This is a genomic window from Flammeovirga sp. AWQ4_249, from assembly GCF_056161045.1.
In genome coordinates, this window is the sequence record NZ_JBSWYJ010000046.1 from 20,643 (window position 1) to 41,975 (window position 21,333).

At 33.6% G+C, this 21,333-nt stretch carries 21 protein-coding genes; 11 read left to right on the plus strand and 10 right to left on the minus strand.

The genetic code is table 11. The features are described from left to right. The first annotated feature begins 219 nt into the window (after nucleotides 1–219). The 7 genes from ACXAHM_RS22090 (at nucleotide 220) to tsf (ending at nucleotide 5,581) form a co-directional block, all read left to right on the plus strand. Entirely contained in the window at nucleotides 220–1,494 is a 1,275-nt protein-coding gene (locus tag ACXAHM_RS22090; RefSeq protein WP_474965080.1) for a serine hydroxymethyltransferase, read from the plus strand. 152 nt (nucleotides 1,495–1,646) lie between these two features. Beyond that, nucleotides 1,647–2,450, plus strand: a complete 804-nt coding sequence (locus ACXAHM_RS22095) for a COG1361 family protein (protein ID WP_474965023.1) — start codon at nucleotides 1,647–1,649, stop codon at nucleotides 2,448–2,450. Between the two features lie 257 nt (nucleotides 2,451–2,707). After that, entirely contained in the window at nucleotides 2,708–3,151 is a 444-nt protein-coding gene (rplM, locus tag ACXAHM_RS22100) for a 50S ribosomal protein L13 (protein ID WP_062619110.1), read from the plus strand. A 12-nt stretch (nucleotides 3,152–3,163) separates the two neighbouring features. Continuing rightward, nucleotides 3,164–3,550 carry a 30S ribosomal protein S9 gene (rpsI, locus tag ACXAHM_RS22105; protein WP_044211815.1) on the plus strand — a complete coding sequence of 129 codons (387 nt, stop codon included), beginning with the start codon at nucleotides 3,164–3,166 and terminating at the stop codon, nucleotides 3,548–3,550. 100 nt (nucleotides 3,551–3,650) lie between these two features. Then, nucleotides 3,651–4,412, plus strand: coding sequence for a 30S ribosomal protein S2 (gene rpsB, locus ACXAHM_RS22110; RefSeq protein WP_062619111.1), 762 nt, complete (start codon nucleotides 3,651–3,653; stop codon nucleotides 4,410–4,412). A gap of 31 nt (nucleotides 4,413–4,443) precedes the next feature. Further along, nucleotides 4,444–4,623: a hypothetical protein gene (locus ACXAHM_RS22115; protein WP_474965032.1), complete on the plus strand. Its 180-nt coding sequence runs from the start codon at nucleotides 4,444–4,446 to the stop codon at nucleotides 4,621–4,623. 127 nt (nucleotides 4,624–4,750) lie between these two features. Then, nucleotides 4,751–5,581 carry a translation elongation factor Ts gene (gene tsf / locus ACXAHM_RS22120; RefSeq protein ID WP_474965035.1) on the plus strand — a complete coding sequence of 277 codons (831 nt, stop codon included), beginning with the start codon at nucleotides 4,751–4,753 and terminating at the stop codon, nucleotides 5,579–5,581. 171 nt (nucleotides 5,582–5,752) lie between these two features. Here the strand turns inward: tsf and ACXAHM_RS22125 are convergent, their stop codons facing one another. The 8 genes from ACXAHM_RS22125 to dtd all read right to left on the minus strand — a co-directional run bounded on the left by ACXAHM_RS22125 (nucleotide 5,753) and on the right by dtd (nucleotide 14,103). Next, entirely contained in the window at nucleotides 5,753–6,634 is an 882-nt protein-coding gene (locus ACXAHM_RS22125; RefSeq protein WP_474965038.1) for a gliding motility protein GldN, read from the minus strand. Nucleotides 6,635–6,646: 12 nt separating this feature from the next. Further along, nucleotides 6,647–8,263, minus strand: a complete 1,617-nt coding sequence (gene porM / locus ACXAHM_RS22130; RefSeq protein ID WP_474965042.1) for a type IX secretion system motor protein PorM/GldM — start codon at nucleotides 8,261–8,263, stop codon at nucleotides 6,647–6,649. Nucleotides 8,264–8,306: 43 nt separating this feature from the next. Beyond that, a complete protein-coding gene (gene porL, locus ACXAHM_RS22135; protein ID WP_474965045.1) occupies nucleotides 8,307–9,131 on the minus strand; it encodes a type IX secretion system motor protein PorL/GldL in 825 nt (274 codons plus the stop codon). A 74-nt stretch (nucleotides 9,132–9,205) separates the two neighbouring features. Beyond that, nucleotides 9,206–10,258 (minus strand): T9SS ring complex lipoprotein PorK/GldK, encoded by a 1,053-nt coding sequence (porK, locus tag ACXAHM_RS22140; RefSeq protein ID WP_474965047.1) that lies wholly within the window; start codon nucleotides 10,256–10,258, stop codon nucleotides 9,206–9,208. A gap of 164 nt (nucleotides 10,259–10,422) precedes the next feature. After that, on the minus strand, nucleotides 10,423–11,391 hold the full coding sequence (locus ACXAHM_RS22145; RefSeq protein ID WP_474965049.1) for a PorP/SprF family type IX secretion system membrane protein: 969 nt from the start codon (nucleotides 11,389–11,391) through the stop codon (nucleotides 10,423–10,425). Between the two features lie 289 nt (nucleotides 11,392–11,680). Continuing rightward, the gene (locus ACXAHM_RS22150; RefSeq protein ID WP_474965051.1) at nucleotides 11,681–12,457 is read right to left on the minus strand and encodes a uroporphyrinogen-III synthase; all 777 of its coding nucleotides are present in this window, start codon (nucleotides 12,455–12,457) and stop codon (nucleotides 11,681–11,683) included. Nucleotides 12,458–12,520: 63 nt separating this feature from the next. Beyond that, nucleotides 12,521–13,654, minus strand: a complete 1,134-nt coding sequence (locus ACXAHM_RS22155; protein ID WP_474965053.1) for a DUF4271 domain-containing protein — start codon at nucleotides 13,652–13,654, stop codon at nucleotides 12,521–12,523. After that, a complete protein-coding gene (gene dtd, locus ACXAHM_RS22160; RefSeq protein WP_474965055.1) occupies nucleotides 13,651–14,103 on the minus strand; it encodes a D-aminoacyl-tRNA deacylase in 453 nt (150 codons plus the stop codon). The genes ACXAHM_RS22155 and dtd overlap by 4 nt, the downstream gene beginning before the upstream one ends. 264 nt (nucleotides 14,104–14,367) lie before the next feature. Here dtd and ACXAHM_RS22165 point away from each other — a divergent pair, with 264 nt between their 5' ends. Together ACXAHM_RS22165 and cdd are read left to right on the plus strand one after the other, a co-directional pair. Next, on the plus strand, nucleotides 14,368–15,006 hold the full coding sequence (locus ACXAHM_RS22165; RefSeq protein ID WP_474965057.1) for an SPOR domain-containing protein: 639 nt from the start codon (nucleotides 14,368–14,370) through the stop codon (nucleotides 15,004–15,006). Between the two features lie 94 nt (nucleotides 15,007–15,100). After that, nucleotides 15,101–15,589, plus strand: a complete 489-nt coding sequence (cdd, locus tag ACXAHM_RS22170; protein WP_474965061.1) for a cytidine deaminase — start codon at nucleotides 15,101–15,103, stop codon at nucleotides 15,587–15,589. 2 nt (nucleotides 15,590–15,591) lie between these two features. On the opposite strand, the gene ACXAHM_RS22175 is transcribed toward cdd, so the two are convergent. Next, entirely contained in the window at nucleotides 15,592–16,728 is a 1,137-nt protein-coding gene (locus ACXAHM_RS22175) for a hypothetical protein (RefSeq protein WP_474965066.1), read from the minus strand. A 129-nt stretch (nucleotides 16,729–16,857) separates the two neighbouring features. Between ACXAHM_RS22175 and rnr the strand changes: the two genes are divergently transcribed. Both rnr and ACXAHM_RS22185 read left to right on the plus strand, forming a co-directional pair. Then, nucleotides 16,858–19,047, plus strand: coding sequence for a ribonuclease R (rnr, locus tag ACXAHM_RS22180; RefSeq protein ID WP_474965070.1), 2,190 nt, complete (start codon nucleotides 16,858–16,860; stop codon nucleotides 19,045–19,047). Between the two features lie 26 nt (nucleotides 19,048–19,073). Further along, on the plus strand, nucleotides 19,074–19,583 hold the full coding sequence (locus ACXAHM_RS22185) for a phosphoribosyltransferase family protein (RefSeq protein ID WP_474965074.1): 510 nt from the start codon (nucleotides 19,074–19,076) through the stop codon (nucleotides 19,581–19,583). A 224-nt stretch (nucleotides 19,584–19,807) separates the two neighbouring features. On the opposite strand, the gene ACXAHM_RS22190 is transcribed toward ACXAHM_RS22185, so the two are convergent. Next, a complete protein-coding gene (locus ACXAHM_RS22190) occupies nucleotides 19,808–21,049 on the minus strand; it encodes an IS256 family transposase (RefSeq protein ID WP_474965076.1) in 1,242 nt (413 codons plus the stop codon). Nucleotides 21,050–21,333: the final 284 nt, after the last annotated feature.

Consider the following 21,333-nt stretch of genomic DNA (forward strand, 5'->3'; position numbering starts at 1 on the left):
TCTTTTTAGAGCTTACTTTAATGACTTTTTTTATTCCTTTTTGGGAATCAATAAGAAAGTGTCTCTCATTTTTCCTTTTTTTCAATGATTTAAAGAATATTTTTTAGCATTTATAATTATTGAATAATAGGATTTTAGTAGTTTTACATGTCTAAAAAAGGTACAACCTCCTATTTTAATGGGATGAATCAACAAAACGAACAAACCCCTTTTGCAACCATGAAAAGAGATGACAGCATCTTTGATCTTATAGATCGTGAAAAAGAAAGACAAATTTCTGGTATTGAACTTATCGCTTCTGAAAACTTTGCTTCTGAGCAAGTAATGGAAGCTATGGGTAGTGTATTAACAAACAAATATGCTGAAGGCTTACCAGGCAAGCGTTACTATGGTGGGTGTGAAGTAGTAGATGAGGTAGAAAACCTTGCTATTGACCGTCTTAAAGAATTGTTTGGTGCAGCATGGGCCAACGTTCAACCTCACTCTGGTGCACAAGCAAATGCTGCAGTTATGCTAGCTGTTTTAAAGCCAGGTGATAAAATTTTAGGTTTCGACCTTTCACATGGTGGTCACCTTACACACGGTTCTCCTGTAAACTTTTCAGGAAAACTTTATAAGCCATCATTCTACGGTGTAGAGAAAGAAACAGGTCTTATCGACTTCGATAAAGTTGTAGAAACTGCTCGTAAAGAAAAACCTCAATTAATTATTGCTGGTGCATCTGCTTACTCTCGTGAGTGGGATTACAAAAAACTACGTGCTGTTGCTGACGAAATTGGAGCTTTATTATTAGCTGATATTTCTCACCCTTCAGGATTAATTGCTAAAGGAAAATTAAATGATCCTATAAAGCATTGCCATATCGTAACGACGACAACTCATAAGACTTTACGTGGTCCTAGAGGTGGTGTAATTATGATGGGTGAAGATTTTGAAAATCCTTGGGGCTTAAAAACTCCTAAAGGTAAAACACGTATGATGTCTTCATTATTAGACTCAGGTGTATTCCCAGGAACTCAAGGTGGTCCTCTTGAACATGTTATTGCTGCTAAAGCTGTAGCTTTTGGTGAAGCATTGACGCCAGAGTATGATGCATATGTTACGCAGGTGCAAAAGAATGCTCAAGAAATGGCTAAACATTTCCTTGCAAAAGGTTATGATATTATTTCTGGAGGTACAGATAATCATATGATGTTAATCGATCTTCGCTCGAAAAACTTAACGGGTAAGATTGCTGAAAATACACTAATCAAAGCTGATATCACAATCAACAAAAACATGGTTCCATTTGATGACAAATCTCCTTTTGTCACTTCTGGTATGCGTGTAGGTACTGCAGCTGTAACCACTCGTGGTTTAAAAGAAGCTGATATGGGTAAGATTGTTGATTTTATCGATCGTGTACTAATGAATCACGAAAATGATGCTGAGATTGAAAAAGTAAAAGTAGAAATCAATGAGTGGATGCGTCAATTCCCTCTTTTTCAATGGTAATTGATTGAAATTTTACTTTACTAAGGTATACTTCTATTTAAGAGGTATACCTTTTTTTTATTCTTATAAATTGTTAACTTAATTAATTGACTACCATAAACTTATTATTGTCTTAAATATGAAAATTAAATAACTACTTAATTACCATTATCATGAAAAACTTATCATTCTACATAACTCTTTTAATATTAATTGCCGCTGCTTGTAATAATGAAAGTTCTATTCCTCCTCATTCCAATCCAGATATTTCCATTGAAAATCAACAAGAAATTTTAGAAGTTTATCCATTAGATACAATTAATCTTAATGTAACAGCTTCAACAACAAGTGATCAACCAATAAGTTCTTTCACTAGTTATAACGACTGCATTGTAAAACTTTCCAATGATCCCGATAATGTATATCAAGATCAATATACTTATCAATTTCAAGCATTAGCACCCTATGAAGCAGGAGATCAGGAAATAAGTATAACAGCTTTTACGGATAAAGGTGAAACTTCCGAAATAACTCAAACTATTAGAGTTCTAGAGGCACCTTTTACAATAGATATTGATTCTACTAATGTTCCTACATCAGCTGTTGAAGGAAGTACTTTTATAGTAACAGGTACAATTAAATCAAAAATACCTTTCAATAGTATCACTTTTAACTCTTCAGTTATAGAAGGAGGATTTACTGCAGTTGATGATAATATAGCAGCTCAACTTCCTCATGCCGCAAGAACTGGGTTTAATGTAAACTCACATTCCTATACTTTAGATGATAACGGATATAGCATTTATCAATTTAATACGACTTTTACAGTTACAGCAGTTCACGATGAAGATGTACCACAATTTGCTAATGAATTTGAATTTAGCATTGGTTATAATTTTTATAACTTAAATCAAGATATAAAATGTTCTAGTAGTCCAAGATTTGGAACATGGACTAAAACTGTCCAAATAGATTAGATTAAGCATATAATTACATAATATTTACATTTAAAACACTCATTATCAGTAATGAGTGTTTTATTTTTATAACCTAATTTGGAATTGTTTAGACTTATAATGATGCTAAAGTATTGGTAATCACAAAATAATGTTCTACCTTTGCCCGTCGCATACGTTAACCCGTATTGCGTGTTCAGGTCGAAGTATTTGCAAGTAGCTGTTATTCAGTGATGTAAATGCTTCAAGTTTTAATTTTTATTAAACGAAGAATCACAGTGGATACACTCAGTTACAAAACTGTTTCAGTAAACAAGACAACTGCTCAAAAAGAGTGGATCTTGATCGATGCTGAAGGTAAAACATTGGGTCGTTTAGCTACAGAAATTGCTATGTACTTACGTGGCAAGAAGAAGCCTAGCTTTACACCTAACGTTGACTGTGGTGATAACGTAGTTGTTATCAACGCAGAAAAAGTGAAGCTTTCAGGTAAAAAGTGGGACGAAAAGGTTTACCTTCGTTACTCTGGTTACCCAGGTGGTCTTAAATCAAGAACTGCTACAGAGATGAAAGCAAAGTTCCCAACAAGATTAGTTGAGAACGCAGTAAAAGGCATGTTGCCGAAAGGACGTTTGGGCCGTGATTTATACCGTAACTTGTATGTATATGCAGGTGGCGAGCATAAGCATGAAGCACAACAACCAAAGAAAATTGAACTTTAATAAAATTTAGTGATGGAAGTAATTAACACTTCAGGCAGAAGAAAAACTTCTGTAGCAAGAATTTACCTGTCTCAAGGTGAAGGAAAAATTACTGTCAACAAACGTGAGTTTGCGGATTATTTCCCATCTGAGGTTTTGCAAATCAAAGTGCAACAACCATTAGAATTGACTAATGAGTCTGGCAAGTACGATATCAACGTAAACGTACAAGGTGGCGGTATTAACGGACAAGCGGAAGCTGTACGTTTAGCTATCTCTAAAGCGCTATGCGAAATTGACGCAGAACACAGATTGACATTAAAACCAGAAGGTTTCTTAACTCGTGACCCTCGTATGGTCGAAAGAAAGAAGCCAGGTCGCAGAAAAGCGAGAAGAAGATTCCAATTCTCGAAGCGTTAATCTGGATTATGCAGTTATTTTGGCAAGGATGGTCTTTTTCAGACTATCTGCCATACTGCTTTAAATTACGTTTTGCAAAAAACTCTACTTGTTAGAAACAATGAAAAATTTAGAATACAAAGAACTGCTTGACGCAGGTGTTCACTTTGGTCACTTGACCAGAAAGTGGAACCCAAAGATGGCTCCTTACATTTTCATGGAGCGCAATGGTATCCACATCATTGACCTGAACAAAACAAAGACATCTTTAGAGCAAGCACAAAATGCTTTAAAAAATATTGTGAAGTCTGGTCGTAAAGTGATGTTTGTTGCTACTAAAAAGCAAGCAAAAGACATCGTTGCACAAGAGGCTGCACGTTTAAAAATGCCTTACGTTACTGAGCGTTGGTTAGGTGGTATGTTAACTAACTTCCAAACTGTACGTAAGTCATTGAAAAAAATGACATCAATTGACAAGTTAATGAAGAGTGATGAGTACAATTCATTAGCTAAGCGTGAGCGTCTTATGATGCAACGTGAGCGTGAGAAGTTAGAGAGAGTATTAGGCGGTATCGCTGATCAAACTCGTCTTCCTGCTGCATTATTCATCGTTGACGTTAAGCGTGAGTCAATCGCTGTAAAAGAAGCTCAAAAATTAGGTATCCCAGTTTTTGCAATGGTTGATACAAACTCAAACCCTGAAGGAGTTGATTTTGTAATCCCTGCAAATGACGATGCATTCAAATCTGTAAGTGCTATCATGGGTGCTGTAGGTTCTGCAATCGAAGAAGGAATTGGCGAGCGTAAGAAGGAGCGTGACGAAGCTGCTAGTGCTGCTGCTGAAGCAGAGAAAAAAGCAGCTGATGAAGCTTCTGCTGAGTAATTCACCGTATTACCTTTAAAATTTGATTACAATGGATATTAAAGATATCAAAGAGCTTGAAGCTAAACTTCACGATTTAAAAGTGAAGCAAGGCGACATCTTCAAAGCGAAGAAAGCTGAGCGTGATACTGCGGCTTTAGAGGCTATCCGTACTGAGATGGCTGAGTTAAAAGCTAAAGTAAAAGCAGGTTTAGCAGCTAATAAGAAATAATTCAAGCTTATTAGGGTTTAAAACCGAACCCGCATCGTACTTAGTACCTTGCGGGTTCGTTCGTAAATAAATTAAGGGTAGAGTAATTCTACCAATTTTCAACCATTCTTTTAAATCTTTTATAGAGATGGCTATCACAGCAAAAGACGTTAAAGAGCTACGTACTATCACTGGTGCGGGTATGATGGACTGTAAAAAAGCCCTTACTGAGGCTGAAGGCGACATCGAAAAAGCAGTTGAAATCCTTCGTAAAAAAGGTCAAAAATTAGCTGCAAAAAGAGCTGACAGAGAAACTACAGAAGGTCAAGTTTTCGTTTACGAAAACGCTGACAATTCTAAATCTGTAGCTTTAGCATTCGCTTGTGAAACTGAACCTGTATCAGTTAACGACGAATTCAAAGCTTTAGGACAAAAATTACTTGACGCTGCTGTTGCTGCTGACGCTAAAACTGCTGAGGAAGTACTTGCGTTAGATATCGACGGAGCTCCTGCTACTGAAGCAATTACTGCTTTAACTGCAAAAATGGGTGAGAAGATGGAAATCAGCGGATACGCTAACGTTGAAGGTGCTGCTGTTGCTGCTTATAAGCACGGTAATGCTATCGCGGTATTAGTTGAGCTTTCTGAGGCTGCTGATGCTGACGTATTAGAAGCTGGTAGAAACGTAGGTATGCAAGTTGCTGCTATGCGTCCATTAGCTTTATCTGAAGCAGACGTAGATGCAACTGTTGTTGCTAAAGAAAGAGAAATTGGTGTTGAGCGTGCTCGTCAAGAAGGTAAACCTGAGCATATCTTAGAGCGTATTGCAGAAGGATATGTGAAGAAATTCTTAAAAGAGAACACTCTTGAGAACCAAGACTACGTAAAAGAGCCAGGTCAATCTGTAAAATCTTACGTAGGTTCAGTGAAATCAGGTATGGTTATCAAATCATTCCACAGAGTTTCAACTGGTAAGTAATTAACTCCTCAATAGAGGATATTACATATATAAAGGGTATTCCTGATTTATTCAGGAATACCCTTTTTGCTTTTTTTAATAAGAGATATAAGAATTACATCCCAATTATCTCAATAAAAAAGAGAGAACCGTAATTGATTCTCTCTTTTTAATATGAAATAGAAATAAATATTAGTTAGACCAAAGATCTGATTCATATTCTACTAAATCATACTTGTATTCTAATCCTTTCATTAAAGCAATATCACCTTTAGCATCGCTATATAATAAAGCAATATCTTTATCTTGTGTATTAGAGTACTTAGTTATTTTACCTTGGTATAATAATAAATCAAAAGCATCAGATAAATTTTTACTTTCAGCTAAGTTTCTATCATTGTACCATAGTGCATCTCTGTTTTCCTTAAACAAATTTTCAACAACTTCTTTATAACTAAACGACGCTACCATTTTCTCGATTGTACCTCCATTATTTTCAGCAGGAAGAATTAATGTGATCACTTGAATATCATGAACCCACTTACCTCTTCTACGATCAAATAAGATATCTACTTTAATATCCATTAAATAAATATCTTCAGGATAGAGCTCATCATTCGCTTCAGCTACAGCTCCACCACCGCCACCGCCAGTGTCACCCCAACCAGAGTCGCCTGAGTCACCCCAGCCGCCGCCGCCCCAATCGTCGCCGCCGCCGCCCCAGTCGTCACCTCCTGAGTCACCGCCACCTTCGTCTGGACGTTTGATACGCTCTTTGAATTCATCAATAGTAAGACGCTTCTTTAAAGAGTCATTTTCGTATGGTCTAAGTAAACTACTCTTTACTGCATCAATCATTAATTTTGGTAACCAACGATTTTTTGCAAAGAATGGCTGATTTATTTTATCAGAAAGGTTTACTCTATACCAAACTGTTTTCTTGAACATGATGTCTGCATTACGAACAGGTCTAACAGAGTGTTTATTCCACTCACTCTCATCAATCTCCTGTGCGTAAGCCATACTAGCAAAACTTACAAATGCTAGTAAAAGCAATCCTCTTAGACTTTTCATAATCTTTTAACTTTAGTTTACTGAGATTGTAGTAATTCCTCCTACTCCAGAAACTCTTTCAGTTTGTCCCTGAGAGTTCTTACGAACTACTGTTTTCACATCTACTACAACACGTACACCTGGCGTACCTTTTGGTGCTTTTTTCAACAAGCTTCCGATATCGAAATCTTGTTTACCACCTTTAATTTTTACTGGTCCAGCTAATGGTTTAGTACCAAATGCTACAGTTACTTCCCACTCTACTACACGATAGTTAGCTTCATCTGGAAGGGCTGCTTTGAATTCCTCATCTGGCTTTGGACGAACTTTTAAAGTTCTAGTCTTATAAGGAATACCTTTTTTCATATCGATACCAGGAAATTCAATAGTTGGTTTAGGAACTCCTCTTGTTTTGAAGTTTCTAGTTCCAATTTTATTACCACCACTTCTTACTGTTAAATCAACTGATTTTGCTTTAACACCAGGAATAATAGTAGCTACTTTTCCTGAACTCAATACTTTAGCATTTGTAGCTGAGAATGAAGGATTATAAGCTTCTCCTAATGCTGGAACATCAATCACTAACTTGTTAGCAACATTTCTATATAAAGCATTTACTGTTGCAGAGTTAATTTGGATCGAAGGTTTCACAACTACATACTCTTCTTCAACTAACAATGTAGTATCACCAAAAGGAGTAGTATAAGTAATTTCACCTTTCCAAGATTGAGTAGAACGACCATTTTTATCATATTTAGCAGGTTTAGCAGCAAATTTAACTTCACCAACACCATCTACTACATTGATATCACTTCCATTGTATTTCATTCTTGGTTTAGCAGCCGAAGAAGATGCAGCAATAAACATTGTTGCTTCATAATTTAATCCCGCAGCCACAAATTTTGAAGTAGGCTTAACTACCGCCACTACTTTATCAAATACAACTCTACCACCAACACGATCATTAAGTACTTTTAATACTTTAGTCTCGTTTTGCAAAACTTCAGATGACATTTCTGATAAAATAGCCATACAAGCTGCAGTTGGAGTTTCTTCAAATTGAATGTAAGCAAAGTCTTTATTCTTGTTATCCTTATCGTTTTTGTATTGCTCCATATCCTTTGCAGGCTTAGCTAATTTACCGATAGGTTGCCAAGTTTTAGAAGTATCATGCTTCATTGCTACATCATCGAAATGCTTAGCAAGTGCATTTAACTTTTTCTCTAATTCGTAAGCTTTACCATCCTTTTTACTTTCTCGTCCAATTAATAGCTCAGCAGGTTTCTGTGTATCACTTTTACCTACTAGTTCACCTGTTTTTGGATCAATACCACCTGTCTTCTTTTCGATATCTTTTTTAAGATTATCGATATAAGCAATCATTTCAGCAGTTTCTTTACGAAGTGCTTTAGCATCTTCTAAAACTGACTTAGTGATATCATTAACTTTCTTTGCTGCCGCACCTTCAATTGCATGAAGTTGACGGTCATTCTCTTTCGTAGTAATATGGTTAGAGTTCTCTAAAGATTGCTCAATAAAGATAAATTTATCTAATACAGTATTACTAACGTTCAACGCTAACATGGCCATTAGTACTAAGTACATTAGACCAATCATCCGTTGTCGTGGTGTTTGTTTACCTCCTGCCATTAGTCTTTAAAATTTTCAAGTTCTATATAAATAAATTGACTAATTAGCCTTTCATTGCGGTAAGCATCTTACCATATACATTATTCAACGAAGTTAAATTCGTAGTTAATGCAGTCATTTGCGTCTTGAATTTAGAAGCTTCTTTACTTGCCTCATCCATACTTTGTACAGCAGTAGCTAAATTACCATGGAACTTATTAATAGTTTTTAGATGATTGTTAGCATCTTTTAATTCCATTTCATAAACAGCATTTAAAGCACCTAAGTTCTTTGTAATAGCTTGAACTTGTTGCTGGTGAGCTTTAGAGTCAGCCGCAGTACCTTCCATAGTTTTCATTGCTGAAACCGTAGTTGCAAATGATTTATTTAAATCACCCATAGATTTAGTAGCAACTTGTAATGAACGAGAGTACTCATCAGAAGCACTAGCAACACCTGCTACTGACTTCATTTGTCCAACTGATTTATTTAAATTCTCCATTCCAGAACCAAAGTTCTTGAATACTTCTGGAGTAAGTTTGGCATCAGCCAACATTTTGTCCATAGCACCTAAAGCAGCTACATCTTTTGTTGGGTCAGCTTTAACAGCTTTCTTCTTAGGAGCTTTAACTTCTTCATCAGATAATAACTCTGGATAAGCTAATGCCCAATCATAATGTTTTACAAATGGTTGTGGCGGTTCAAAAGCAGCGATAAAGAATAATAGTGCTTCAGTAACTAGACCTGCAGCTAGGATAGGTCCACCTCCTTCAAGGTGAAGAATCTTAAACATGGCTCCAATAATTACTACTGATGCTCCAAGGTTAGTTAAAATAGGAACATATACTCTGTAGAATTTTGCTCTTCCTGTTTCGTGTAAATGGCTCATTTTTTCTTTAAAATTGTCTAAATTGATTGTTTTGGATAAAAAGTGCTCCTTGCTTAGTGGTACACGCTAATTTTCTAGTAATCAAATCCTGATGATCTACCTAAATTAATCATTACACATCTGAAACCAATATATGATCTTGCTTGTGTTTCAAATTCGTATGATCTTGTACCTGTTTGAACGTAATAAGGGATATCTTTCCAAGAACCTCCTCTTACGATCTTTTTAGGCTCATTTGGATCAGTATAAGTTGGGTTTAAATCCCAAACGATTGGATAACCAGAAGGATTGTACGCATCATCACACCACTCAGCAACGTTTCCAGACATATCATAAAGTCCAAATCCATTTGGAAAATATGCACCTACTGGAGCAGTGTAAGAATAACCATCATCATAATAGTTACCTCTACCTGGTTTAAAGTTTGCTAATGCACAACCTTTACCATTTCTTATATAAGGGCCACCCCAAGGATATTTAGCCATATCAAGACCACCTCTAGCTGCATATTCCCATTCAGCTTCTGTTGGCAATCTAAACGCTGGCATTTCTGCTTTTCCTTGTTCGATTCTATAACCGTTGTAGTGACGAGTTCTCCAAGCACAGAATTCAACTGCTGCTCTTCTTGTAACTCCAACTACTGGATAATTATCAAATGCTGGATGACTATAATAATAATCTTGCATTGGTTCACCCATATGATATGTGAAGTCCTTTTCCCAAACTGTTGTATCTGGACGAAGTTCTTCTTGAATTTGTTCATAAGTCCAATCTGCACTTGTATCAGACTCTGCTTCCATTCCTTCTATGAACTGACGGTACTCATTATTAGTAATCTCTGTCTCATCCATGAAAAAGCCACTAATTGTAACTTGTTTGTTCATGTTGATCATAGAGTAAGTAATATCTTCATCTGCCTGTCCCATATGGAAGGTACCTCCAGGCACATTAGTCATACCAAGTGGAATTACTTGTGCATCCCATTCAGGTCGATCTTGAGAACCAATCAATTGTCCTTCATCGGAAGCACTACCGCCTCCAAAAGGGCCGCCCCCTCCACAACTTTGTGTTAAGACAGCCAAAATGCTTAACGCTCCTATTAGCCTTTTCTTTGACAAGCTTTTCATATGATAAAAAATTCTCCTATTGGATTGATACTTTCTTTTGACTAGATAATGAACGTTAATAAAGTATAACTTAACATTATCAAACTTGAACAAAACAAAAATGAATCCAAAAATTAAAATTGAGAAAAAAAAATTAAATGAACTTAAAAAATGTAACCGTTTAATTAGTCATGACGATACCTTGGAGTTCTAATTACTGAAGGATTTTTAGATCCAAAAGCACCAAATGCAAAAGATAAAAGTATTTCATGCGAAGTAGGTGCTTTTGCAGATTGATCTTTAACTGTGTAATCAAAAGCATAACCAATATGTAATTTTCTACTTTTCAATAAATAAACTCCCGCTAATGCACTTACAGCTTCAATTTCTCTCATACCGGCTCCAACATATACCCATTCTTGTAAATTAGCTAATAATGTTATATCAAAACTAACAGTATTAAAATCAGATTTAACAAGTACAGATGGTTGTAAAATAAAATTATTAGTAACGTCAAATGACATTCCAAACATACCATTAAAAGCCATAGATAAGGCACTAAATGGAGAAGCTTCTCCACCTTTAAATTCTGATGGTAATAAATGTTTTATTGCTGCACTTGCGTATAATTTTTCATTTTGGAAATAAACTCCAGCTGATATATCAGGTACAATAGAATTTAAGGGTTGTCCATTATTATAAAGAGGATCGTTTTCATTTACAAAGCGTAAACGGTCAGTATTTACACTCCTATCATAAATTCCTCCTCTCAATCCAAATGAAAGGGAACCAGATTTTAAGGGTACTAAATAAGAAATCGATATTTGAGCTTCAAGATTACTCATTAAACCAACATCATCATTTATTACGTGGAAACCAACACCTATTTTTTTTGATTGTATAGGGGATGTAATTGAAAAAAATTGCGTATTTAAGGTCCCGTAATCATCAAAAGTGCCTTCATATCCAAGCCATTGTGTCCGATGCATTAATGTTGCTTCCATTTCAGTAGAAGTCATTCCAACAGCTGCTGGATTAAAAAATGGCTTTGAAAACATGTATTGTGTAAACTGAGGATCTTGTTGAGCAAAACTGCTTAGGTGTAATAGCATCATGAAAATCAATATCATGATGTAAGTTTTTGTCCTTTGCATAATTTATAAGTCAGGTTAGGTATTAGTACCTTAAATTGATGATAGAGTTAAATTTATATTGATAGAATAAATATGCTTTAAGCTAGTATTTAATCAAAAATTCAAATATTTCGTAGCGTTCTCCCCTCTCTTAAGTTTTTGTTGAATTATGAAAAACTACAACATAAAACTTAATCAATGCTCCTTATACAATTAACAAAAAAATATAGTATTCCCATAATATTAGAGCATAAAAAAAACACCACATTTGAATATGTGATGTTTATATTTTCTATTGCAAATAAAAAAATTATTCATTTGCTTCTTTAATATAAAGTTCAATTGCACCAGTCATTGAAGGTGCATTAGGTAATGGAGCCTCTACATCCAAATGAAGTCCAGCATCCCTAACTGCTGAAGCAGTAGTTGGTCCAAATGCAGCAATTCTAGTTTCTTTTTGTTCAAAATCAGGGAAGTTAGTAAACAAAGACTTAATTCCTGAAGGACTAAAGAATGCTATCATATCATAATAGATATCACTAAGATCAGAAAGATCAGCAGCTACAGTTCTATAGATAATAGCCTCATTCATAGAAATACCATTACTTTCCATGTAGTTTGGAATATCTTCTTTACGAATATCTGAACATGGGAATAAAAAGTTTTCATTTTTGAACTTCTTAAACAGATCAAACATATCTCTAGCAGTCTTGTATCCTGTAAATAACTTACGCTTACGGACTACAATATATTTTTGAAGATAATTTGCTGTTTGTTCAGAAATACAGAAATATTTCATATCTGCAGGTACTTCTACCTTTAATTCTTTACACAATCTAAAGAAATGATCAATAGCATTTCTAGATGTAAAAATAACAGCAGTATGCTCTAAGATATTAATCTTTTGAGCTCTAAATTCTTTAGCTGTGACACCCTTTACTTCAATAAAAGGACGGAAATCAATTTTAATTCCATACTTCTCTCCTAATTTATGGTAAGGAGAATTTTGATTGGCGGGTTCCGGTTGAGACACCAATATTGACTTCACAGCTTTCTTCACCACTTTTCCTGCTATGTCGTTTGCCATGTTGTTTTATCTATGTTTTACAGTAAATCGTATTACAGTAGATTTACTTTGAGTTATAAGAAATCAACTAATAAAAACCTTCACCGCTAACAACGAAGGAAGGAATTCAGTCGCGCAAAAATACGAAAATAAATAATTATTTCTAAAGTTTACTTGTTTAGATACAGCTATATACACTAAAAAACTCTTTATTAGAAAGCCAACACCTAAAAATAAGCGCATAAATTCCCATGAAATGTAAAAAGGATTTAACGTCCAAAATACGCATAAAATCATATAAAACAGAACATATACCCATGTAAGTTTGTAAAATTCAGCTCCATGAATAGATGGAATATTGGTATTCGAAAAAATATTTCCTAAAAAATAAATAATTACTAATCTAAAAGCCACAAAAGCTAAAATTGCTATGATTATGTAGACAATATTGATAATAAACTCGGAAACTGTTTTATTCATTTCTGGAGAAGTGACATGAGACAACCATATTTCACCACTTCCAAATAACATCATTGCCAAACTACCTACTAAGGCAAAACAAAGTATAAACATTATCAATTGAAGAGAATTCAATTTTGTCGCATCTACTCTACCCAAAGTAACTCCTTCAAATGATTTCAATAAAGAATTTGCCCCTGTTTTTAATCGTCCTATTTTGGCAAAAAAACCTACAAGTACAAAAACTATCAATGACCATAATAGAACCATTGACCTGAAATCAGAATGAAACCTTCTAACTTCATGATCCTTATTTTGCGTTAAAGCTTTCTTTTTTTGTAAAACACTTATTGGTATTTTTTTATCAACAAAAAAACTTTCTGGTGATTTACCATCGACAGTATTGACAACAAAAAGTAATTCACCTGTTGTTTTCTGAAAATCACGTAATTGACTATTAGAAAAATAAACTACTCCATGCTTATCTTTAGATATTTCTTGAAGTTGATTATTTATAAAAATAGCCGCATCTTTTGAAATAATAAATTCCAATCCGAGCCCATTTAAACTTTGAACATCTAATAAAAGATAGAAATTCTGAACAAACGGGTGTTCTTCTGGTATATATGGAACAAATCCATTGACCTTATTTTCGTAAATCAACCATTTATCTTTAATAGGAAAATCTACGGCCTTTACTTTAGTATATATAGAAATGAAAAATACTAATGAAAAGAGTATTCTAAAATATTGTTTCATTTTTTATCTTTTGAATCAATGATAATTGTTACAGGGCCGTCATTTAAAAGAGAAACTTTCATGTCAGCTCCAAATTCACCTGTTTGAATCTTTTCCCCTAATAAGCCTTCTAATGATTCAATCATGGATTCGTACATTGGAATAGCTTTATCAGGGTGAGCAGCATTAATATATGAAGGTCGATTACCTTTTTTTGTACTAGCCTGTAATGTAAATTGTGATATTAAAAGGATATCTCCATTTACATCTTTTACTGAATGATTCATTTTCCCTTCATCATCTGAAAAAATCCTCATTCCAATGATTTTTTTTGAAAGCCAAGCGATATCTTCTTTTTCATCATCATGACCGACTCCAAGTAGAATCATTAAACCTTGTTTAATCTCTCCTATTACTTTTCCTTCTACTTCAACATTTGCAAAAGATACTCGCTGTATAACTGCGTTCATTTCAAATGGTATTATATCATAAAAATATTTCCTCAAAATAATATAAGGAAATTATTCTTGCGAATTTAAAGCATCTTTGAGAAAGATTTTTATTGTTCAACAGATTTTCATTAATATAGTGGCATAAACATTGATGTTTTTAATAGATAAATCATTGAAGATAACTTTTTAACTCAATTCTTCATTTTTTTTATTTAAGTACAAAATAAAAAGCCTCTTTTTAAAGTTATAAATAACACAATAGTATCGAAAATTAATATTACCATGAAAAGGATATTTATACTACTCTTTATTGCATTTAGCGTTATCGCTGTCGATAATGATATTTATGCCCAAAAAAAGAAAAAGAAAAGCAAAAAATCTTCTGATTCTAAAAATGAGAAAAAGGAGATAAAAGAATGGAAAAAGAAGCTTAAAGAAACTGATCCATTAAAATTCAGAGATATGACTCAGGAATTAAATACTCTTAGAGGTCAGGCTTCTGGTTTAAAAGCTGAAATCTCAAAGCTTGAGCAAGAAAAGGAATCTTTTGATTCTCAGCTCCAAGAAAAAGATAATACTATTGCAGATCTTAAGTCTCAGATAGAAAAACTTAAGAAAAAGATGGATAATAATGTTTCCATGTCTGGAGATGATTATACAAAAGGAGTAGTATATAAAGTACAAGTAGGCGCTTTTAAAAATAGAGATTTATCCAAGTTCCAGGATAAAGGTAATTTCTGGATGGAAGACCAAGATGGTTTAAAGAAATATACTATTGCTTATTTCCGAGATTACGGAGAGGCTGATCAGTTCAAAAAATATATGAGAGCAATGGGTGTCAAAGATGCATGGATTGTCGCTTATGATGATAATGTAAGAAAAGACATCAAGGATGTTCAAAGAAAAAGTGCAGGAAAATAATTATTAACAGTACTTTTTTGATAACAAAGCCTTTAGAAAGTAATTTCTGAAGGCTTTTTTGTGTAAATTAAGTTTCTCAAAAATCAAAAATGGTATGTCGAAAAAAATAAATATTAATATTGAAGTAATCACATATGATAACATTAATGAGCTTTCTGAAGATGACCAAAAACTATTGGAACTAGCAGAAAAAGCAACATTTAATTCTTATGCTCCCTACTCTAATTTTAATGTAGGTGCTGCCTTAATTTTAGACAATGGTGAAATTATTACTGGAAATAATCAAGAAAATGCAGCTTATCCATCCGGTATGTGCGCCGAAAGGACTGCGATGTATTGGGCAGGTTCACAATTTCCTAATCAAACAATAAAAACAATCGCAATTGCAGCTAGAAAAGGAGATAATAAAACATTTATTCCTATTTCTCCTTGTGGTTCGTGTAGGCAAGCAATGTTAGAATATGAATTTAAACAGGATAGTCCTATTAGAATATTAATGAAAGGTGATGATAGTACATATGAATTAAAATCTATTTCAGATTTATTACCTTTCAAATTTACGTCGAAAGATCTATTTGAATAATTTTACAATCGAGAAAGCAGCTTTGTATTTAGATGATCAATAATTTTTTCGCCATAGTCTGATTCAGCTGCTTTCTTTTCATAATATTTCATCCCTTCATCATCATTTCTAATTGAACTTAATGCATATAGATATGCATATAATGGAGATTCAACATAAGAACTTCTAGTCTTTATTTCGTCTAACCTTTCTTCAGCTTTCTTCAAATAAACATCAGATTTGTCATATTCACCATTTTCAAAGAAATATATACCTTTCATCATTATTGAACCAATAACGAAAACATTATTTTCTGAATTCTCAAGGTATCCGATATAATCTAAAACTTTCTCATTTTCAAAATCACCATAAAAATTTATTGTTAATAGTGATTCATATATAAAAAGATCATTTTTAGAATAATTATCTAAAAAATCATAAGCAAGATTAACTGCTGATGTATCTCCATTTCTAGTATAAATCCACATCAAATATCTTTGAGCTTCAGCAGATGTAAAAATACTTTTCATTCTAGCATTTTCAAGCTGTTGAATTCCTAATTCCATATTCCCTGAAGGAAAGAAGCTTAAGAAGGGTTTATATATTGGGTGAGCTTCTGGATAAAATTCTCTGAAATAGTTATAAATACCAGATGAGAAATTAAATTCTTTAAAACTATCCAAGTTCTTCATCCCAGCTCTAGTCAAGCTGTATACTTGTTTAGCTTCTGAAACAGCTTTCCATGTTGAACCTTTATAATTATAAGCTCTAGCTTTAACACTTCTAGCTAATAATAAAAAGTAAATTGATTCATAATCATTTTCATTTTCCTCATATAACTGATCTGAAAGATCAATACATTTATCTAAGTCTTTAAATAATAAATCTGTAGCATCAGCATCATCATAATCAAATGGGCTGTTTTTCCAATAAGTATTCATTGCTGATAACAAATATGTTGAAGGGTGATCGCCCATCATAGTATCATATTTCATCAAAAGATCATCAGCTTTTTGAAAATCACACTTATATAATGCGTCCATAATTGAAGAGGCACAATCTAAAGCAGTTTCATTTTCCCACAGTTTTATTGACTCCTGAGCTCGAATAGAAGTAAATAAAATTAAAAATTGAAGGGTTAAGTATAAACTTCTCAACATAGTTTCATTTTGATCGTCCTATAACTAGGATTTTATCGTAATTTAGCAGACATAAAGGTTAAGGGTACGTCTAAGTTTTTATAATATAAACAATCTTAACCCATCTTTTAATAGATGTAAATCAAAAACATGGCAAAAACCAAAAAAAAGAATATAAAAGAGAATAAAAAGTCAAAGAAGAGAGTGCAAAAAAGAAGTAGCATTAATTCTTATACTATTCAAAGTATTATTGACTTATTAAACTCTAGTCCAGAAAGAGGATTTAGCCTACGTCAGATCGTCAAAGATGTTCGTATCAAAAGTCAAACTGATAAAGACAAGCTTAAGTATATTATGATTGCTTTAGCTGATGAAGGTAAGATAATTCTCAAGGGAAAAAAATATCAATCTATACTATTACAAGAGGAACAGCAAAATACTCGCACAGCGACTGTTGATTTTGTAAACCCAAAATTTGCATTCTTAATTGTTGACACCACTGATGGTGAGGAAATTGAAGACATAAGAGTTCTTCTTCCAAACATGAATAGAGCATTAAATGGTGATAAGGTTGAATTCACAACTTTCTATAATCGAGAAAGAAAACGTGATGAAGCTAAAATTACTAAAATACTAAAAAGGGAAAAAGATGAATTTGTAGGTACTTTACAGATTTCAGAACGATTTGCATTTGTAGTCGCTTCTGATCGCAAAATGTTCTATGATTTATTTATTCCAATTGAAAAAATTGGTAATGCTCAAAACGGAGATAAAGTAATTGCAAAAATTACTCAATGGAAACCCAACGATAAATCACCTACAGGAAAAATCACAAAGGTATTAGGTAAAGCAGGAGATAATGAAACTGAAATTCACTCAATCATGTTTGAATTTGGTTTACCATTTGAATTTCCTAAGGAAGTTGATGCTGAAGCCAATGATATTCCAGATGAAATTCCTGAAGAAGAGATAAAAAATAGAAAGGATTTTAGAGATAGAACAACCTTTACTATTGATCCTGTAACAGCAAAAGATTTTGATGATGCTCTTTCCATTAGAAAAATGAAAAATGGGCATTACGAAATTGGAGTTCACATTGCAGATGTATCTCATTATGTAACTCCAGGATCTCTACTTGAAGAAGAAGCTTATAAAAGAGCAACGTCAGTATATTTAGTAGATAGAACTGTGCCGATGTTACCTGAAAAGTTATCTAATGGATTATGTTCTTTAAATCCAAATGTTGATAGATTAGCCTTCGCTGCAATTTTTGAAATGGATGAAGAAGGTAAAGTTCATAAACAATCATTTGGCCGTACTGTTATTCATTCAGATCGTAGATTCTCTTACGAGGAAGCACAAGAGAGAATTGAATCTAAAGAAGGTGATTTCCAAGAGGAAATCAATACTTTAAATGATATTGCACATAAACTCAGGGATGCACGTTTTAAAAACGGTGCTATTTCTTTCGAATCTGTGGAATTGAAATTTGATCTAGACGAAAAAGGTAAACCTATTGGTCTAACTCCTAAAATTCGTAAAGATGCCCACAAAATGATTGAGGAGTTTATGCTCTTAGCTAATAAAAGAGTAGCTGAATCAATATTTCGTAAAAAGCAAGACGGTAAACCTGTCACTATGGTTTATAGAGTTCATGGTGATCCAGACCCTGAAAAACTTGCACAATTTGCTTCTTTTGCGAAACGTTTTGGTTACGATTTTGATTTAAATGAGAAGAAAATTGCCTACTCATTAAATAGCTTAACTGAAGAAGTTGAAGGTAAACCTGAGCAAAATATAATTGAGCAACAAGCCATTAGAACAATGGCTAAAGCAATCTATACCACTACACCTGAAGGGCATTATGGTTTAGGATTTGCTCATTATACTCATTTCACCTCTCCTATTAGACGTTACCCTGATGTTATGGTACATCGTTTATTACAACATTATTTAGATCGTGGTAAGTCTGCAGATGAAAATGAATTTGAAGATCGTTGTAAACATTCTTCTGCTAGAGAAAAAGTAGCTGCAGATGCTGAAAGAGCTTCTATTAAATATAAACAAGTTGAATTTATGTCTGAGTTCTTAGGTGAAGAAATGGAAGGTACTATATCAGGGCTTACAGATTGGGGAATGTTTGTGGAATTAAAAGATACTAAATGTGAAGGATTAATTCGATATTCTTCTATTCCACATGATCAATTTATTTTTGATAAAGATGCAATGATTGTAACTGGTCAAAAATATAAGGAAACCTTCCAATTAGGAGACGAAATCAAAGTTATTGTAAAAGAAACAAACATAGAAAAACGATCGATTGACTTCGAACTCGTTTAAAGATTCTAATTTTAATAAATTAAGTTATGACGACTATTAGCAATGTAATTTTAAAGCATGAGCAAATCGTTCAAAAGATTCGTAGAATTGCTTTTGAGGTATATGAAGATAATTTCGGAGCTAAAGAAATCGTATTCGCAGGTATAAAAGGAAATGGTTATCATTTTGCTGAACTTTTAAAAGCAGAATTTGACAAAATTTCTACTATCCCTTCTGATATAACAAAGATAACTATAGACAAAACTGCACCTCTTCAAACTTTTATTGAAGTTGATAAGGATTTAATAGAGATGGAAGGGAAAGTAATTGTGTTAGCTGATGATGTACTGAATACCGGTCGAACATTAGCTTACAGTATCAAACCATTCTTAGGTATTAGAATTGAAAAATTACAAGTAGCAGTTTTAGTTGATAGAGGATATCACAAATTCCCCGTAATACCGAGTTTCACAGGGTATGAACTCTCTACAACGGTAAAACAAAATGTTGAAGTTGACTTAACAGATCATCTTAGTTTTACTGTTACATTAACCTAAAACTAAAAGAGGGAGTGTAATCTGAACGCTGTCTCATTTTAATTCAGAGTTTAATTTCTTTCCTAGTTCATAATTAAGTTTCTTTTTTCAAGAAGAACAACTTTTATGATACATTTTAAAAGTGATATTTCATGTTTGAGAAGGGTGACGACGAAGGAGTCAATTTATCTTCCCTTTTCAAAGATGAATTATCGCTTTATTTTTGTGTCAAAAAGTGTTTTTGATTACAGGTCAATCGGCATTCTTTCTCCAAATTTAATTCTTAATTGTTGAACAGTCATTGCCCAGTTATTGATAGGCATAGTCCATTTTTTACTGATATTATTAAGAGCTAAATAGATCAATTTAAGCACAGACATATCATTTGGAAATACACTCTTATTCTTGGTTACTTTACGAACTTGTCTGTGAAAACCTTCTACTGCATTAGTGGTATAAATCATCTTTCTGATCATAGGATCATAACCAAAATAAGCACTCAACTCTGACCAATTTCGTTGCCAGGATTCTATTACAATAGGATATTTTTTTCCCCATTTATCTCCTAGCTTTAGTAGTTCATCCTCCGCTATTTCCTTGTTCATGGCTTGGTAGACAAGTTTTAAATCTCTCATAAATTCTTTCTGATCTTTTGAGGCTACATACTTGATAGAACCTCGAACTTGATGAATGATACATTTTTGAATTTCTGCTGCTGGATAAACACTTAAAATAGCTTCTGAAAAACCTTTTAAGTTGTCTGTACATGCTATCAGTATATCTTCAACTCCTCTATTTTTGAGATCCGTAAGAACTTGAAGCCAAAAGTTAGCTCCCTCACTTTCTGAAATATACATCCCAATTAATTCTTTACGACCTTCTTTATTCAAGGCAAGAATATTGTAAACTGCCCTAGATTCTGTACGACGATCTTCTCCCTTGACTTTGAAATGGATGGCATCCATCCAAACGATAGGGTAAACACTATCTAGAGCTCTGTTTTGCCATAATTTGACTTCCGGAGTTATCCGGTCAATAATACCTGAAAGTGTCTGATTACTAATTGATACATCATACAGCTCTTTGATGTGTTCTGATATATCTGATAAGCTCATCCCTTTCGAGTAAAGAGAAAGGATTTTGGGTGCCATATTATCGGCTAGAACTGTTTCGCGTTTAGGGATAATGGATGGCTCAAAACTTGAATTACGATCTTGAGGAGTTGTGACTTCTATTTCTCCTGCAATAGTTTTGACAGTTTTACTAAGTTTACCGTTTCGTTTATTTTTTTGCTCCGGTTGATCGAGTGCTTCTTGCTCTAAATGAGAAGACATTTCCGCATCAAGAGCACTATCTAAAAATTGCTTTAATAGTGGAGCGAAAACGCCTCCTTCACCTGTTAGTGATTGTCCTGATAGAAGTTGTTTGAGGGCCAAGTCACGCATTTGCTGAAACTCAGCACTCTCTTGTTTGGATTGCTTTGCCATAATTTTCAATATATAAAATTTAAAAATTACAGACAGCGTTTATTTTATACTCTATAAAAAGAGGCCGTCTCATAACTAGTTTATGAATCGGCCTCTTTTTTATATCCACATTTTTATTGATTAGTATCAATATTTTGAATTAAATAGCTCTTATTTGAAGTCTAAAATGAAGAATATATAAAAATACACCTTCTTTTACCCCTTTTTGGAGCTTTCTAGCGTATTTCATGATATTCATGGACATGAAGACAAGACCTAACTCTATCTCGATTTTATCAAGACCT